This is a genomic window from Pseudomonas sp. CBC3, from assembly GCF_037967085.1.
In the GTDB taxonomy this organism is placed as follows: Bacteria; Pseudomonadota; Gammaproteobacteria; order Pseudomonadales; family Pseudomonadaceae; genus Stutzerimonas.
In genome coordinates, this window is record NZ_JBANEO010000001.1 from 126,227 (window position 1) to 142,935 (window position 16,709).

The following is a 16,709-nucleotide window of genomic DNA, read 5'->3' on the forward strand; positions in this document are numbered from 1 at the left end:
ATCTTTAGCGTTTGAAAGATCAAGCGTCCTAGAATCCGCCATTCCCTCACACGACAAGGACCACCATGCACCTTTGGCTCGGCACGCTCCGCCAATGGCACTGGATCAGCTCTGCGCTGTGCCTGGTCGGTATGCTGCTGTTCGCGGTTACCGGGATCACGCTCAACCATGCCGCGCAGATTGAGGCGCAACCCAAGGTAACCGAACGCCAAGCCGAGCTGCCAACGGCGCTGCAAAGTCAATTGCTGTCCCAGACGCCTGAAGCTGGGCTGCCCGACACGCTGCGCCAGTGGATCGAGCATGAACTGCGGATCGACCTGACCGATCGCGACGCCGAATGGTCCGATGGCGAGCTCTATATCGCACTGCCCCGCCCCGGCGGCGACGCCTGGCTGAGCCTTGCGCTGGACAGCGGCGAATTGTTGTACGAATCCACCGATCGCGGCTGGATTTCCTACCTCAACGACCTTCACAAGGGCCGCAACACCGGCACTGCCTGGAGCTGGTTCATCGACATCTTCGCGGCGGCCTGTGTGGTCTTCAGCCTTACCGGACTGTTGCTACTGCAGCGTCACGCCGGTGGCCGACCGACGACCTGGCCGCTGGTCGGGGCCGGGTTGGTTATCCCGCTGCTGCTGGCGCTGCTGTTTATTCATTAAGGATCTGCCATGCGAAAAACCTTGCTGTTGCCCCTAGCCCTACTCAGTGCGCCGCTGATGGCCGCCGATCTGAAAATCGAGGTGGAAATCCCGCGTCTGCAGGTCGCCGAGTATCACCGTCCCTACGTGGCGCTGTGGCTGGAGCAGCCCGACAAGAGCCATGTCGCCAACCTCGCCGTCTGGTACGACCTGAAGCTCAAGGACAACGAAGGCGAAAAATGGCTCAAGGACATGCGCGAATGGTGGCGACGCAGCGGTCGCAGCCTGGACATGCCGGTGGATGGCGTCAGCGGCGCAACACGCGCGGTCGGCACCCATAGCCTGAGCTTTACCGACAAAAACGCACCGCTCAACACACTGCCTGCCGGCGAATACCGTCTGGTGGTGGAGGCCGCGCGTGAAGTCGGCGGGCGCGAACTGCTGCGCCTGCCATTCAGCTGGCCGCCGGAAAAGACCGAAACGCATCAGGCCCAGGGCGAAAGCGAACTGGGCACCGTCACTCTCGAACTGACTCAATGACCCAAGGAAGCCCAGCATGAAACCCATGATCAAATGGACCGCGATGGCCCTGGCCGTCTGCTTGCCACTGTCCGCCCAGGCCCATCGCGCCTGGATGTTGCCCTCGGCCACCGTGCTGTCCGGCGAAGATCCGTGGATCACCGTGGACGCCGCCGTGTCGAATGACCTGTTCTATTTCGAACATTTCCCGTTGCGCCTGCAGGGCATCGGCCAGCTCGATCAGGCACCGGCTGGCGGCCCGCCCGGCATGCGTCCACGTCCGGCTGCGCAACTGCAAGTGATCGCGCCGGATGGCTCCCAGGTGCAGCCGGAAAACGGCAGCATCGGCCGTTATCGCAGCACCTTCGATGTGCATCTGACCGAGAAAGGCACCTACAAGCTGGCAATCGCCAACAGCGGCCTTGTCGCACGCTGGAAAGAGAATGGCGAAACCCGCCGCTGGATGGGTAACCCGGACGCCTTCGCCAAGGAAGTCCCGGCCAAGGCCGAGGATCTGCAAGTGAGCCAGAACAGCAGCCGCATGGAAGTGTTCGCCACGTCCGGAGCACCGACCAAAACCGTGCTGGAGCCCACCGGCAAAGGCTTGGAACTGTCGCCCGTCACCCACCCCAACGACCTATATGCGGGCGAAGCGGCAGAATTCGTCTTCCTGCTCGATGGCAAGCCAGCCGCGGACGTAGAAATAAGCGTAATCCCGGGCGGTAATCGCTACCGCGATGACCTCGGCGAAATCAATGCCAAGACCGATGCGCAGGGCAAGGTCAGCATCACCTGGCCGGACGCCGGTATGTACTGGCTGGAAGCCGAACTGACCAGCGACAAGGGCGTCAGCAAGCCGGCCACTGAACGCCGCGCCAGCTACAGCGCCACGCTCGAAGTACTTCCGCAGTAACATGGCGATCGCCGTAGCGGCGCCGAAACCTCGCTACGGCCTGTAAACGCGCCATTTGCCGTCTCCCACAAGCTGTGGCGAGACGGCTGCGCCATTCCAGCACGCACATGCAGCCGCAACGGCATCGCGCCGGACAAACCACCATGCTTACGGCCAGACTCCAGGAGACGGCTACCTTGGCTCGCACTTTCGTACTCGTGCGCTACGCCCCGTTGCTGGCGTGCCTGTTGCTCGCCGTATGGCTGTTTTGGTGGCAACCTTCGCGAATCATCTCGGCCTCGCTGGTGATAGCGGCTTATTTCGGCGTCTGCCTGCACCTCTGGCGCAATGACCGCAAGCACGCGCAACCTTTTACTCATCCCACGACCGATACCCTGATCATCGCCTATGCCAGCCAGGGCGGTCAGGCGCGTGAGCTGGCCGAACGCAGCGCAGAGCAGTTGCGCGCTGCCGGCATGGCGGTCGACGTCCGACCGCTGAACGCCCTCGACACCGCGACGCTGGCCAGGGCGCGCCGTGTCCTGTTCATTCTCAGTACCTACGGCGAGGGCGAAGCGCCGGACAATGCCGCTCGCTTTGAGCGACGCCTGCTACATGATGCGCTCGACCTCTCGTCCCTGGAATTTGCCGTACTCGCGCTCGGCGACCGGCAATACACGCATTTTTGCGGTTTCGGCCAGCGGATCGATACCCGGCTGCGCGAACTTGGCGCCTTGTCGCTATTCGATCGGCTGGAGGCTGATCGCGCCGATCCAGGTGCGCTACGGCACTGGCAGCATCAACTGGGCCACATCAGCGGCCGCAGCGACTTTACCGACTGGCAGCCCGCGCCCTACCAGCCCTGGCTATTGCACAACCGGGTGCTGCTCAACCCGGGCAGCCAAGGTGCGCCGGTGTTTCATCTGACACTTTGTCCAACTGGCGAAACATCGCAGTGGCAGGCCGGTGACATCGCCGAAGTCGGTCCACGCCACGCCACGACGGAGGTGGAGCAGCTGCTGCGGCAGCTCGGCTTCGACCCGGCGCTTCCCGTCGAGGGTGAACGTTCGCTGGCCGAGGCCCTCGCCTGTCGCCGCCTGCCGCCGGACCCAGACGAACTGCGCGGATGCGAGCTCGAAAGGCTGCTGGCGCTGCCCCGCCTGCCCCACCGTGAATATTCCATCGCCTCGATTCCAGACGAAGGCCATGTGCAGCTACTGATACGCGAGGCCCGGCATGCTGATGGACGCCTCGGCCTTGGCTCTGGCTGGCTCTGCCAGCATGCAACACCGGGCAGCCTGATCGACCTGCGCATCCGCAGCAACCCCAGCTTTCACGGCCCGGATGCCGGCACCCCGCTGATCCTCATCGGCAACGGCACCGGCATTGCAGGCCTGCGCTCGCACCTGCGTGAACGTGTCGACACGGGCTCGCGCAACTGGTTGTTGTTCGGGGAGCGCAGCGCCGCTCACGATCAGCTGCTGCACGACGAATTGCAAGAATGGCTGCAATCCGGCCACCTGCAGCGACTCGACCTGGCGTTTTCCCGCGACCAGGCAGAGAAAATCTATGTCCAGCATCTGCTGCGCGATGCCGCGGACGAGCTGCGCCAGTGGATCAATGATGGTGCAGCCCTCTACATATGCGGGAGCCTCGAAGGCATGGGCCGCGAGGTGCAGCAAATTCTGGCCGGCGTGTTGGGTGAAGCGCAGCTGCAGGTGCTTGCCGAGCAAGGTCGATATCGCCGGGATCTTTACTGACGCGCCGCTGGCCTGCAGAAGGCGCGATGTACTAGAGGGCCGGTGCGCTGCGGGGGCTCCCTCTGATCAAGGTCGCGCAAAACTGAATGCCGGAAAAACGAAACCCCGCCATCGGCGGGGTTTCGCCGTTATCACTGCCAGACCATCAGAAATGGCTTCTGCTTCAGCTTCGGTCAGAAGTGGAAGTTGGTGCTCAGCAATGCCGTACGGCCTGCGGCCTGGTTGGCATAGTGAGCGCCGTACGCCTTGTCGTAGTAGGTCTCATCGGTCAAGTTCTGCACGTTGATCTGGAAGTCGAGGTGCTTGTTGACCTTGTAGCTGGCCATCGCATCGTAGCGCCAGTAGGAATCGACCAGCAGCGTGTTGGCGGTGTTGCCGTAAACCTCGTCGACATAGAACGCCCCACCGCCGACGGCCAGCTTATCGGTCACGTCATAGGTGGTCCAAAGGCTGAAGGCGTGGTTGGGCGTATTCGCCAGCTGGTTGCCGTTGTCCGGGTTCACCGCGCTGGTCACTGCGCCTGCGCGATTGCCTACCGCACCACCTTCCACTAGTTCGCTATCCAGATAGCTGTACCCGGCGAACACGTTCCACTTGCGGGTCAGGCGACCGGTTGCGGTCAGCTCGTAGCCGTCCACGCGGGTCTTGCCGACGTTTTCGTAAGTGAAGTTGCTGGTCAGCACACGCGCGTTGTCCTTCTCGGTCCGGAACACCGCTGCACCCAGCGAGAGTCGGTTATCGAGCAGATCCCACTTGGTACCGATCTCGTAGTTGGTGGTTTCTTCCGGCTCCATGTCGCTGCGGATGCTGCCGGAGGTGCCGTTGCCGTCGTTCAGCCCGTTTGGCTCTGCGCCTTCGCCCAGGGTTGATCCTGGTGGTGTCGCCGAGGTGGCATAGGAGACGTAGATGCTGCCATTCTCGACCGGCTTGTAGACCAGGCCCAGCTGACCGGTGATGAACTCACTGGTGTCTTCGATCTTGGTCACGCCGGTGGCGGTGCTGGTCTTGGCGCTGGTGTCGAAGTAGTCGTAGCGCAGGCCCATGTTCAGCAGCCACTGCTGAGTCAACTCCAGGGTGTCGAACGCCCAGAGCGCACGAGTATCGGCATCGGTCTCGGTGCCGTAGTAGTTGCGCGTGATGGTGCCGGTATAGGCCTGGTTGGGGTTCGGATTGGACAGCGATGTGCAGTCACCGGAGGCAACCAGTGCGGGCGTACAGGTACCTGCGCTAGTGCCAGGCAGCGTATAACCGGAGCGGTCCACGTTCTCGCGGCCCAACTCAACACCAAAGGAGAAGTTGTTCTTGAAGCCGGCGATGACGGTTTCGCCGAACAGCTCGGTCTGGTTGATGGTGCTGGTGGTGTTGCTGACGCGCTGGTTGGCGCGGCGGAACACCTGATCGTTGAGAATGTTGCCCTTGCTGTCGTCCGGTTGGCTCCAGATGTAGTCCTGCATGGAGCTGCCATGGCGCAGGGTGTTCTTGACCGTCAGGTTGTCGCTGAGGTCATGCTCGACGGCGATGGTGGAGATATCCGCGCGACCTTTGGAGAAGTCGCGGCCTTTCAGACCGTAGAAGTTGCTGCTGTCGCCACCGTCGGTGGGCTTGTCGGGATTGGCCGACGTGCGCGTGCCGGACGAACCGGTGTTCAGGCTGTAAGGAATGCCGGAATCCGGCAGATCGTCGTTTTCCATGTGGTAGTAATCGAGGAAAACACGAGTGGGCGTGCCCAGACCGAAAGCGAGCGAAGCCGCAAGGCCCCAACGGTCATTGTTCACCGCATCGCGGCCCGCCACGTTGTTTTCGTGGCTCATCAGGTTCAGCCGGCCTGCGGTGGTTTCGTTAAATTGGTAGTTGCCATCGAGCGTGTAGCGCTGGGTCTGGTCCGAGCCCCAGGTAAAGCCGCCGTCCAGCGAATTGCCGAGATGCGCCTTCTTGCTGACCAGATTGATGCTGCCGCCGGCGGAGTTACGACCGCCCATAGCAGAGTCGGAACCCTTGACCACTTCCACCGCCTCAACGGCAAAAAGCTCGCGAGTCTGCGCGCCAGTGTCACGCACGCCGTCGAGGTACATGCTGCTTTGTGAGTCGAAGCCGCGAATGAACGGACGATCCCCAGTGGGATTACCGCCCTCGCCGGCACCCATGGTGATGCCTGGCACAGTGCGCAGCGCGTCCTGCAGGTTCAACGAGTTGGTGTCTTTCAGGACTTGCTGAGGCACGACCGTGACCGAACGCGGCGTATCCCGCAGCGGTGCGGTGTATTTGGACGATTGCGCCTGCTCGACTTTGTAGTCGCCTTCAACGGCATCGCCCGTCACCGTCGTGGTGCCCAGGCTGAGCGGTTCGGTCTGGTCGGCCTGTGCCAGCTGCGCGGCGGACATGCCAGTAATGGCCACACCGACGGCGGTGGCGAGCAAACGCGGAGTGCAGGCAAGGCGATCCGAAGACATGGAAGCCATCATTATTCTCGTTGGGGGGGAAATCGGAAGACGCGAAATCTAGAGCAAACGATAATTGATATCAATATGTAACAGAAAAATCTTGAAATACTTATGGGGCTCCGCAACAGTACGCCGAGCTTCATCCACCGCGCCCACCAGCCCAATCGGCCCTCGACATGCTTCTGCACATCCCCGCCATTTTCAGCTCCGACGAAGCCAAACGTATCCGCAGTGCGCTGGAACAAGCCCCTTGGGCTGACGGCAAGGTCACCGCTGGCTACCAATCGACCAAGGCCAAGCACAACCTGCAATTGCCGGAGGATTCGCCGCTGGCGAGGGAAATCTCCGAAGCCATGCTGCAGCGCCTCTGGCAGAACCCGCAGTTCATGTCCGCTGCGCTGCCGCACAAGGTGTTTCCGCCCCTGTTCAACTGCTACAGAGAAGGCGGCTCGTTCGGTTATCACATCGACAACGCCATCCGCCAGGTGAGGAACAGCCCCGAGCGTGTCCGTACCGATGTGTCCTCGACCCTGTTCTTCAGCGATCCGGATAGCTACGACGGCGGTGAACTGGTCATTCAGGACACCTACGGCACACAGCGGGTCAAGTTCGCCGCCGGCGACCTGGTGCTCTATCCCGCGACCAGCCTGCACAAGGTCGAGCCAGTCACCCGCGGGACGCGCATCGCCTCGTTCTTCTGGACCCAGAGCCTGATCCGCGATGATGGCCAGCGCACCTTGCTCTACGAGATGGATCAGGCGATTCAGCAGCTGACCCGCGATCTGCCGGACCATCCATCGCTAGTCCAGCTGACCGGCACTTACCACAACCTGCTGCGTCGCTGGGCAGACGTCTGAATGCGTGTTCTATCTCGTCGTGAGGAAGTCTCCCCGGACCAGCTGCCCAACCTGCTGGCGGGCGATCCACGAGAAGCCGCGCGGACCATACTCGCCGCGGCGGAAACGGGCCTCGCAGACGCCCAAGTGATGCTCGGCCAGATCCTGCTGGAAGGCCGTGGCATCCAACGCGACCCCGCACTGGCAGTCCGCTGGTTTCGCATCGCACGGGCGCAAGGCAACCCGATGGCGCACAACATGCTCGGCCGCTGCCTGGAACATGGCTGGGGTTGCAATCCGGATCTTTCGACGGCAGCGCGCGAATACCTCAAGGCGGCCGAACAGGGTCTCGACTGGGGCATGTACAACCTTGCCAACCTGTTCGCCACTGGCCGTGGGGTCGCGCAAGATCAGACGCAGGCCTTACAGCTGTATCGCCAGGCAGCGGAGCTGGGTCATGCGAAGTCGATGAATCTGCTGGGGCGCTATCTGGAAGAAGGCCTGGTGGTGCCGGCCGATCCGGACGCCGCCTGGAACTGGTATCGACGCTCCGCCGAGGCAGGCGACTTCCGAGGCCAGTTCAGCTACGCCGCGGTGCTGATCAGCCAGCAGCGTTGGGACGAGGCGCGGCACTGGCTGATCCAGGCATTGGCGCTCGGTCACCTGAAGTTTCTGCGCAAGGCGCGAGACGAGTTGCTGGCAGCGCGGATCGAACTGATCACCGATATCGCCGTGGCCTATGTCACCCGCTGTGCCGACATCGGTGATCAGGGTGACCGGTTGGTTGCCCGTCAGCTCGCCACGACCCGGCCTGACCCGCTCGAATCCGACGCATAACGCAAGAGCATGGGAACCATCCGTACCCCTGTGGGAGGCGCGCCCTCGCGGCGAATGGCGGCGGCACCGAGCCTGAAACGCTTCGCCCCGAGGGCGGGCTTCCTACAAAAGGTAGCTTGCGCTTCGCCCCCGAAGGTCCACTAAAGGCGGCCTGCCAGGAAAGCGAAACCCCGCCAAGGAGGCGGGGTTTCATCAGGCTGATGCCGCGGCTGTTACGGCATTGCTGAAGGCGCTTAGAGGTAGTAAGCCTTCAGCGGCGGAAAGCCGTTGAATTCCACCGCGCTGTAGCTGGTGGTGTAGGCGCCAGTGGAAAACCAGTACAGGCGGTCGCCGCTGGCGAGGTTCAGCGGCAGGCCGTACTTGTAGTGCTCGTACATGATGTCGGCGCTGTCACAGGTCGGGCCGGCGATGACCACTTCTTCCATCTCGCCCTTCTTCTCGGTCCAGATCGGAAACTTGATGGACTCGTCCATGGTTTCGATCAGGCCGCTGAACTTACCCACATCGGTGAACACCCAGCGCTCAACGGCGGTGCGCGACTTGCGCGACACCAGCACCACTTCGGAAACCAGCACGCCGGCATTGGCAATCAGCGAACGGCCCGGCTCGAGGATGATCTCCGGCAGATCGTCGCCAAAGTCGTCCTTCAGGAAGCGGATGATCTCGTCGGCGTAGGTGGTCAGGTCGTTGGTCTTGGCGATGTAGTTCGCCGGGAAGCCGCCGCCCATGTTGATCATCTTCAGGACAATGCCGTCCTCTTCCTTCAGACGTTCGAAGATCACCTTGACCTTAGCGATGGCCGCGTCCCAGACGTCGATGTCGCGCTGTTGCGAACCGACGTGGAAGGACACACCGTATGGGTCCAGACCCAGTTGCTTGGCCAGGATGAGTAGGTCCAGCGCCATGTCGGTCTGGCAGCCGAACTTGCGCGACAGCGGCCAGTCGGCAGTGTTGGAACCCTCGGTGAGAATCCGCACATAGACCTTCGAACCCGGTGCGGCCTTGGCAATGTTGCGCAGGTCGGCTTCCGAGTCGGTGGCGAACATGCGCACGCCCCTGTCGTAGAAGTAGCGGATGTCCTTGGCTTTCTTGATCGTGTTGCCGTAGCTGATGCGCTCCGGACCGACGCCGGTAGCCATCACCTTGTCCAGTTCGTAGATCGAGGCGATATCGAAGTTCGAACCCTTGTCGCGCAGCAGCTCGGTGATTTCAGTGGCCGGATTGGCCTTCACGGCGTAGTAGATCTTGGCGAACGGGAAATTGCCGACCAGTTGGTCGTACGAATCGCTGATGATCTTGGTGTCGATGACAACGAACGGGGTTTCGCGCTCATCGGCGAAGGCCTTCATTTTCTGGAAGGTTTCGCGCGGATAGTAATCTTCGATCTTGATCGACATGCATGGCTCCAAATCGGGAAACGTAAAGTCGGATAAGGGGTGAGCAAGAACGCCTGATCAGTTTCCCCACTTTGGTTCGCCTACTTCCCAAGGCATGTCGCCGAGTATCACGGCCAGGTCGACGGCAACGGGTGCGGTGACCTGGTGAATCCTGATCTCTCGTCGTCAGTACTTGAGCCGGATGGATCGTTGCCAGCATGGACGTTCGGGCGCGAACTTTAGAACCACAGCTGTTCGATATCAATGAAAAATCCGTACTCGCTTCCATTTTTCCCATGTCGACGAACCTACCCTTATTCAAACCGACAAATGTGACGCAGCGATGTTCCCCCCTCTGAGCCTGGCCGGCCCGGGCGCAGCGACGTGCGCCACGCTGACGGACAGCCTTTGCGTTATAATCGCCGGCTTTTTCCGACACGCTTTCTATACCGGGACCGCCATGACCTCTCAGGCCGCCGAAGTCGCGAAGCGCCGCACCTTCGCCATCATTTCCCACCCCGACGCGGGCAAGACCACCATCACCGAGAAGCTGCTGCTGATGGGCAAGGCCATCGCTGTCGCCGGTACCGTGAAGTCGCGCAAATCCGACCGCCACGCCACGTCCGACTGGATGGAAATGGAAAAGCAGCGCGGCATCTCCATCACCACCTCGGTGATGCAGTTCCCTTACCGCGAGCACATGATCAACCTGCTCGACACCCCCGGCCACGAAGACTTCTCGGAAGACACTTACCGCACCCTGACCGCAGTGGATTCGGCATTGATGGTTCTCGATGGCGGTAAGGGCGTCGAGCCGCGCACCATCGCCCTGATGGACGTCTGCCGCTTGCGCGACACCCCCATCGTCAGCTTCATCAACAAGCTCGACCGCGACATCCGCGACCCCATCGAACTGCTCGACGAGATCGAGGCAGTCCTGAAGATCAAGGCCGCGCCCATCACCTGGCCGATCGGCTGTTACCGCGACTTCAAGGGCGTCTACCACCTCAAGGACGATTACATCATCGTCTACACGCCAGGCCACGGGCATGAGCGCACCGAGGTGAAGATCATCCAGAAACTCGACTCCGACGAGGCACGCAAGCACATCGGCGACGAGTACGACCGCTTCGTAGAACAACTGGAGCTGGTCCAGGGCGCCTGCCACGAGTTCGACCAGGACGAGTTCATCAAGGGCCAGCTGACCCCGGTGTTCTTCGGCACCGCGCTGGGCAACTTCGGTGTCGACCATGTGCTCGATGCCGTGGTCGACTGGGCGCCACGCCCGCTACCACGCGCCGCCAACGAGCGGGTGGTTGAGCCGGTCGAGGACAAGTTCACCGGCTTCGTCTTCAAGATCCAGGCGAACATGGACCCCAAGCACCGCGACCGCATCGCTTTCATGCGCATCTGCTCGGGCAAGTACGAAAAAGGCATGAAGCTGCGCCACGCGCGCATCGGCAAGGACATCCGCATCGCCGACGCCCTGACCTTCTTCTCCAGCGAGCGTGAGCAGCTGGAGGAAGCCTGGGCCGGCGACATAATCGGCCTGCACAACCACGGCACCATCCAGATCGGCGACACCTTTACCGAAGGCGAAAACCTCGGTTTCACCGGTATCCCGCACTTCGCCCCGGAACTGTTCCGCCGCGTGCGCCTGAAGGACCCGCTGAAATCCAAGCAGCTACGCCAGGGCCTGCAGGAACTGGCCGAAGAAGGCGCGACCCAGGTGTTCTTCCCCGAGCGCAACAACGACATCATCCTCGGCGCCGTCGGTGTGCTGCAGTTCGACGTCGTCGCCAGCCGCTTGAAAGAGGAATACAAGGTCGAGTGCGCTTACGAGGCGATCAACGTCTGGTCCGCGCGCTGGATCGAGTGCGACAACGAGAAGAAGCTCAAGGAGTTCAGCGACAAGGCCTACGAAAACCTGGCGGTCGATGGCGGTGGTCACCTGACTTATCTGGCCCCAACGCGGGTCAACTTGAGCCTTATGGAAGAACGCTGGCCGGATGTGAAATTTAGGGCGACGCGCGAGCATCACTAACCGGGAGAAACACCACAGTCAGCATCTGGCCGATGGGATATGTTTCCGGTTCCACACATCGGAGCAACATCATGCGGAACCTTCTGCTCGCTCTTGCCCTTTCCACCTCTGCCGCTCAGGCAGGGGTGCTGATCAACAGTCCGTTCTGGGTCGTCGCGCTGACATGCGCCAATAATCAGGAATGCTATGCCGCCAGCAACGGCAGCTACACCGGCTCGCTGAATGGCGCACGACGCTTCGATGATCAGACCCAGGCGACAAAGTTCTTGAACAGCCTGACGTCCAGTCTGCGGGACAAATCTCCACGCATGGAGCAGCATACGGAGCAGCAGTGCGTGGAGCCCAGCGGGGATCGCAAGTATCCGGGGCGCCCTTGCTGACTGCTTAAGACGCCTATTTCACAAGGATCGTGAAATGCCAACCGAACGTGTTACACCCGAGCACCGCGTGTTTGCCCAGCAACTCCGCACGCAGCTCACCGACTGCGAGCGCCTGCTATGGCGGCGACTACGCAACCGTGGCCTGGCGGGCATTAAGTTCCGCAGACAACATCCGTTCCCGCCCTATGTACTGGATTTCTACTGCGCAGCTGCGGTTAGTGATAGAGCTCGACGGCGGTCAACACTACGACGATGCAGGGCAGGAGAAGGATCGAGTGCGTACCGACTATCTGCAGCACAAAGGTCTGGACGTGCTGCGGTTCAGCAATCTGGATGTGCTGCAGAATCTCGAAGGGGTTCTAGCTGAAATACTCCGCTGGGTTGAAGCCCGCTCCCCTCACCCCAACCCTCTCCCCAAAGTGGAGAGGGAGCTGGATTGAGGCCTCCGTATCAGCGCGGTTAGCCCGACTCATGGAGTAAGCGGGGCCTCTGGTCGCGCTATGGCTATGCGAGTCGCAAAGGCCAGCTTTCTCGGAAAGATACGTTCCGCCGCCAACGAACCGAAAATCCCCACTCCGACCAGTCCCCTCTCCCCTCCGGGGAGAGGGCTAGGGTGAGGGGACGTGGCGCCGCCGTACACCTTCGGCTAGACCGACAACAGCACTCACCAGGCAGCCCAACACCTGAACATCAGCGTCTATTGCCCTTCCTCCAACGCCCAGGCAATCACCGAATCCCCGATCTTCGTCCCAAACGACCCATGCCCACCGGCCATCTGCACCACGTACTGCTTGCCGGTTTTCTCCGAAACATAGGTCATCGGCGTCGCCTGCCCACCCGCCGGCAGCCGTCCCTTCCATAGCTCTTTACCGCTCTGCAGGTCATAGGCACGCAGGTAGTAATCCAGGGTGCCGCTCATGAAGGCGACACCGCCAGCGGTGACGATCGGTCCGCCTAGCGCTGGCGTGCCCACCGGGAAGGGGATGCCGAGCGGTGCGCTGTCGCGGCTAGTGCCGTTCTTGTGCATCCAGACTTTCTTCATGCTGCGCAGATCAACTGCAGTGACGAAGCCCCATGGCGGCGTCTGGCACGGCAGCCCGAGCACGGACATGAACGGCTCCAGCCGCACCATATAAGGTGCGCCGAGGTTCGGTTGCAGCCCGGTCTCGCCGCCACCGGTGCGTTCTTCCGGATCGACTTCGCTGCGCTTGACCATGGTCGATATGAACGCCAGATAGTTCGGCGCACCGAACAGCAGCTGCCGGCTCGGATCGACCGCCACGGACGGCCAGTTGAACGTACCCACATTGCCCGGATAGATCAGCGAGCCTTGCTCTGAAGGCGGCGTGAAATCACCGTCGTAGCGCAGCTTGCGGAACTGAATGCGGCACATCATCTGATCCAGCGGCGTGCCACCCCACATGTCCTTTTCATACAGCGGCTCGTCCGGCGCATAGCTGAGCGCAGAAACCGGCTGGGTCGGCGCCGCATAGTCACCTTCCACCGTGCCCTGCGGCACCGGGACTTCCTCGACCGGAACGATCGGCACGCCCGTGCGGCGGTCCAGCACGAACAGGTCGCCACGCTTGGTCGGCTGGATGATGGCTGGCACCTTGCCCTGCGGCCCGTCGATATCCACCAGCGTGGGCTGGGACGGCAAATCGCGATCCCAGAGGTCGTGGTGCACGGTCTGGAATTCCCAGCGCACCTTGCCGGTCTCCAGATCGAGCGCGACGAGGGTGTCGGTAAAGCGCTCGGATTCGGCCGTACGCGGTACGGCCCACTGATCAGGCGTCTGGTTGCCGGTGGGGATATAGACCAGCCCCAGCGCCTCGTCTGCAGTAGCGATGGTCCAGGAGTTCGGCGTGCTGCGCACGTAGGTCTCGCCCGGTGCCAGCGGATCGGTAGCATCCGGGTTGCCCGGATCGAAATTCCACACCAGTCGCCCGTTGCGCACGTCGTAGGCGCGAATGACGCCGCCGGGTGAATCCACCGCGCCGTTATCGGTAATCGAGCCGCCGACGATGACCAGCTTCTCGGTCACCACCGGAGGCGATGTTGGCAGATAGACACCCAGAGCGCCTTCGCCGAGACCGAGTTTCAGGTCCACCACCCCGGCATCGCCGAAGTCCTCGCAAGGCTTGCCGTCTTCTGTATCCAGCGCGATCAGCGTGCCGTCATTGGTCGGCAGAAACAGCCGGCGCTCGCAGCGGGCCGCAGCTTGTCCCGGCGACGGGACACTCGTCGCGGTCTGGCCATAGGAACCGGCATCGTGAAACGCGAGGCCGCGGCAGGTCATGTGCTGGTAGTACTCGGCATCACGGTTGATGCTCGGATCGAAGCGCCAGCGCTCTTCACCGGTATCGGCATCCAGCGCGATGGCGATGCTGTGTGGCGTGCAGATGAACAGCGTGTCGCCCACTTTCAGCGGCGTCACCTCATTGGTCAGCTCGCCCGGATCGCCCTCACCCGGCAAATCGCCGGTGTGATATTCCCAGGCTTTCTCCAACCGCCCGACGTTTTCCGGAGTAATCAGGTCCGCCGTCGAATAGCGATCGCCGTTGCTGGAGCCACCGTAGGCTGGCCACTCGCTTGCCGAGCGCCCCGCCTGTCCGTCCGGTTCGAGGCCCTGCATCTGCGCGTCGCTGAGCTCACCCTTGATCGAGTGATAGTCCTGCGTCAGCGAGTCGCCAGCCATCAGCGCCCCGGCCAGCAAGCCGAGCCCGAGCAACCCACTGGCGCCGTCACGCCAGACTAGCCGATCGCTCACGTAACGATTGACGAAGGGCAGGATCAGCCACAGCCCGAGGATGCACCAGAGATCGATTCGTGGCGCCAGCTGCCACCAATCGAACCCGACCTCGTAGAACGTCCAGATCAGGGTCGCCAGCAACAGCAATGCATACAGCCAGATAGCTGCGCGCCGTCTGGCAAACAGCAGAGCGGCGACGATGAGCAGCGCGATTCCAGCGCTCAGGTAATACCAGGACCCTCCCAGTACCGCGAGGTAACCACCGCCGATCGTCATCAGCGCCCCCAACACCAGCACAACAATGGCCGTCAGGGTGATACGCAAGGGGCGCGGCCCGTATTCGATGCTCATCCAACGCTCTCCAGCCGATTCGTTTCAACGCAAAAGCTGGCGAAACGTTCTGACACAGAATTTCGACCAGCTTTTAGTGGATGCAGCGGGAAGGCGTTTAGTTCAGCGGTTTCGGCCCGCTGGTCAGGTTGCCGCACCAACGGCGAGCGGCTGTGCCTCGGGCTTCTTGATAACGGCATAGATCACGCCTGTTACCAGACTGCCGGCCAGAATCGCCAACAGATACAGCAGCGCCTGGTTGATCGCGTTGGGAATCAGCAGCACGAACAGCCCGCCGTGAGGCGCGAGCAGCTTCGCACCGAAGGCCATCGACAGCGCACCGGTCAGCGCGCCACCGGCGATGCTGGCCGGAATCACCCGCAGCGGGTCTTTCGCGGCGAAGGGAATCGCGCCTTCGGAAATGAAGCAGCAACCGAGCACCAGCGCGGCCTTGCCGGCTTCGCGCTCGCTCTGGGCGAACTTGCGGCGGGCGAGGATGCTGGCGATGCCCATGCCGATCGGCGGGACCATGCCAGCGGCCATGGTGGCGGCCATCGGTGCATAGCTCTGCGAGGCGAGCAGGCCGACGGAGAAGGCATAGGCCGCCTTGTTCACCGGCCCGCCGAGGTCGACGCACATCATGGTGCCGAGCAGCAGCCCGAGCAGAACGGCGTTGGACGTGCCCATGGTGTCGAGAAATTCGGTGAGCCCGGCGAGCAACTTCGCCACCGGTGTACCCACCACATAGATCATCACCAGGCCGGTGATCAGGCTGGCCAGCAGAGGAATGATCAGGATCGGCTTGAGCGACTCGACGCTCGGCGGCAGCGGAATCCAGCGGCTGACCGCCTTGGCCGCGTAGCCGGCAACGAAGCCGGCGATGATCCCGCCGATAAAGCCCGCACCCAGCGTGCCGGCCAACAGCCCGCCAATCATGCCCGGCGCGAGGCCAGGACGGTCGGCGATGGAATAGGCGATATAGCCGGCCAGCAAAGGCACCATCAGTTGGAATGCCGTCTCGCCGCCGATCTTCATCAGCGCCGCCGCCAGGGTGCCCTCTTCCTTGAACGCTTCGATGCCGAAAACGAAGGACAGTGCGATCAGCAAGCCGCCCGCCACCACCATCGGCAGCATGTACGAAACGCCAGTGAGCAGATGCTTGTAGACGCCGGTCTTCTCGCCCTTCTGCTCGCCGCCACCGGCACTGACCGCGGCGCCACCGCTAAGCACCGTGGCTTCCTCCAGTGCGCGATCCAGCGTCGCGTCGGGTTGTTTCAGCGCAACGCCCGTGCCGCATCGAAACACTCGCTTGCCGGCGAAGCGGGCGACGTCCACCTCGATATCGGCGGCGAGCAGCACCACATCGGCCTCTTCAATGGCCTTCGCGTCGAGCACGTTGCGTGCGCCCACCGATCCGCGGGTTTCTACCTGCAGGTCGTAACCCTTGCGAATCGCCGCCTGCTGCAGGGCTTCGGCAGCCATGAATGTATGCGCCACGCCGGTCGGGCACGCGGTGATGGCCACCAGCTTGGGCTTGCTGCGGGACTGGGCTGCATCAGCCTCATCATCCTGTCGCAGTTCGCTGGCCGTCTCGGCGGCAGAGCGCAAGAAACCTTCGGGATCGAGCAAGGCTTCGGACGGAATCGATTGGGCGACACGCTTGCCGATAAAGCGCTGTAGCGACAACGGGCCGGTCTTGACCACCACGACCAGGTCGGCGTTGGCGATCTGCGCGGGCGTTAATGGCGAGCCGATGGCCTTGGGATCATGGACTTCCACAGCGGTCGACCAGCCCAGACGATGAGCGGCCGCTTCGAGCAGGCGTGACGTGAGCACACTGGTGACCATTCCGTTGGGGCAGGCCGTGACGATGAGAAGATTCATTCCTTTCACCTCTTATTGGA

The 16,709-nt window shown here is 62.2% G+C and carries 12 protein-coding genes and 1 pseudogene; 9 read left to right on the top strand and 4 right to left on the bottom strand.

Annotated features, from left to right (window positions below; translation table 11 throughout):
• Window positions 1–65: 65 nt before the first annotated feature.
• The 4 genes from V6943_RS00630 (at window position 66) to V6943_RS00645 (ending at window position 3,809) form a co-directional block, all read left to right on the top strand.
• A complete protein-coding gene (locus V6943_RS00630) occupies window positions 66–659 on the top strand; it encodes a PepSY-associated TM helix domain-containing protein (protein WP_131649876.1) in 594 nt (197 codons plus the stop codon).
• Window positions 660–668: 9 nt separating this feature from the next.
• Window positions 669–1,178, top strand: coding sequence for a DUF2271 domain-containing protein (locus V6943_RS00635; RefSeq protein ID WP_131649875.1), 510 nt, complete (start codon window positions 669–671; stop codon window positions 1,176–1,178).
• 16 nt (window positions 1,179–1,194) lie between these two features.
• Window positions 1,195–2,070, top strand: coding sequence for a DUF4198 domain-containing protein (locus V6943_RS00640; RefSeq protein WP_340552298.1), 876 nt, complete (start codon window positions 1,195–1,197; stop codon window positions 2,068–2,070).
• Window positions 2,071–2,213: 143 nt separating this feature from the next.
• A complete protein-coding gene (locus V6943_RS00645) occupies window positions 2,214–3,809 on the top strand; it encodes a flavodoxin domain-containing protein (protein ID WP_445324098.1) in 1,596 nt (531 codons plus the stop codon).
• 173 nt (window positions 3,810–3,982) lie between these two features.
• On the opposite strand, the gene V6943_RS00650 is transcribed toward V6943_RS00645, so the two are convergent.
• Complete coding sequence (locus V6943_RS00650; RefSeq protein ID WP_445324099.1) at window positions 3,983–6,268, bottom strand: TonB-dependent receptor; 2,286 nt, start codon at window positions 6,266–6,268, stop codon at window positions 3,983–3,985.
• A gap of 158 nt (window positions 6,269–6,426) precedes the next feature.
• Between V6943_RS00650 and V6943_RS00655 the strand changes: the two genes are divergently transcribed.
• Both V6943_RS00655 and V6943_RS00660 read left to right on the top strand, forming a co-directional pair.
• Window positions 6,427–7,107, top strand: coding sequence for a Fe2+-dependent dioxygenase (locus V6943_RS00655; RefSeq protein ID WP_340552301.1), 681 nt, complete (start codon window positions 6,427–6,429; stop codon window positions 7,105–7,107).
• Window positions 7,108–7,923, top strand: a complete 816-nt coding sequence (locus V6943_RS00660; RefSeq protein ID WP_340552302.1) for a tetratricopeptide repeat protein — start codon at window positions 7,108–7,110, stop codon at window positions 7,921–7,923.
• Window positions 7,924–8,156: 233 nt separating this feature from the next.
• Here the strand turns inward: V6943_RS00660 and V6943_RS00665 are convergent, their stop codons facing one another.
• Window positions 8,157–9,320 (bottom strand): type III PLP-dependent enzyme, encoded by a 1,164-nt coding sequence (locus tag V6943_RS00665; RefSeq protein ID WP_131649869.1) that lies wholly within the window; start codon window positions 9,318–9,320, stop codon window positions 8,157–8,159.
• 439 nt (window positions 9,321–9,759) lie between these two features.
• Between V6943_RS00665 and V6943_RS00670 the strand changes: the two genes are divergently transcribed.
• The 3 genes and pseudogenes from V6943_RS00670 to V6943_RS00680 all read left to right on the top strand — a co-directional run bounded on the left by V6943_RS00670 (window position 9,760) and on the right by V6943_RS00680 (window position 12,163).
• Complete coding sequence (locus V6943_RS00670; RefSeq protein WP_340552303.1) at window positions 9,760–11,343, top strand: peptide chain release factor 3; 1,584 nt, start codon at window positions 9,760–9,762, stop codon at window positions 11,341–11,343.
• 71 nt (window positions 11,344–11,414) lie between these two features.
• Window positions 11,415–11,723 carry a hypothetical protein gene (locus V6943_RS00675; RefSeq protein ID WP_131649867.1) on the top strand — a complete coding sequence of 103 codons (309 nt, stop codon included), beginning with the start codon at window positions 11,415–11,417 and terminating at the stop codon, window positions 11,721–11,723.
• 34 nt (window positions 11,724–11,757) lie between these two features.
• Window positions 11,758–12,163 (top strand): annotated as a pseudogene (locus tag V6943_RS00680) (endonuclease domain-containing protein).
• Window positions 12,164–12,420: 257 nt separating this feature from the next.
• On the opposite strand, the gene V6943_RS00685 reads toward V6943_RS00680, so the two are convergent.
• Window positions 12,421–14,826, bottom strand: coding sequence for a membrane-bound PQQ-dependent dehydrogenase, glucose/quinate/shikimate family (locus tag V6943_RS00685; RefSeq protein WP_340552304.1), 2,406 nt, complete (start codon window positions 14,824–14,826; stop codon window positions 12,421–12,423).
• Between the two features lie 123 nt (window positions 14,827–14,949).
• Window positions 14,950–16,689 carry a PTS fructose-like transporter subunit IIB gene (locus tag V6943_RS00690; RefSeq protein WP_340552305.1) on the bottom strand — a complete coding sequence of 580 codons (1,740 nt, stop codon included), beginning with the start codon at window positions 16,687–16,689 and terminating at the stop codon, window positions 14,950–14,952.
• Window positions 16,690–16,709 lie beyond the last annotated feature (20 nt).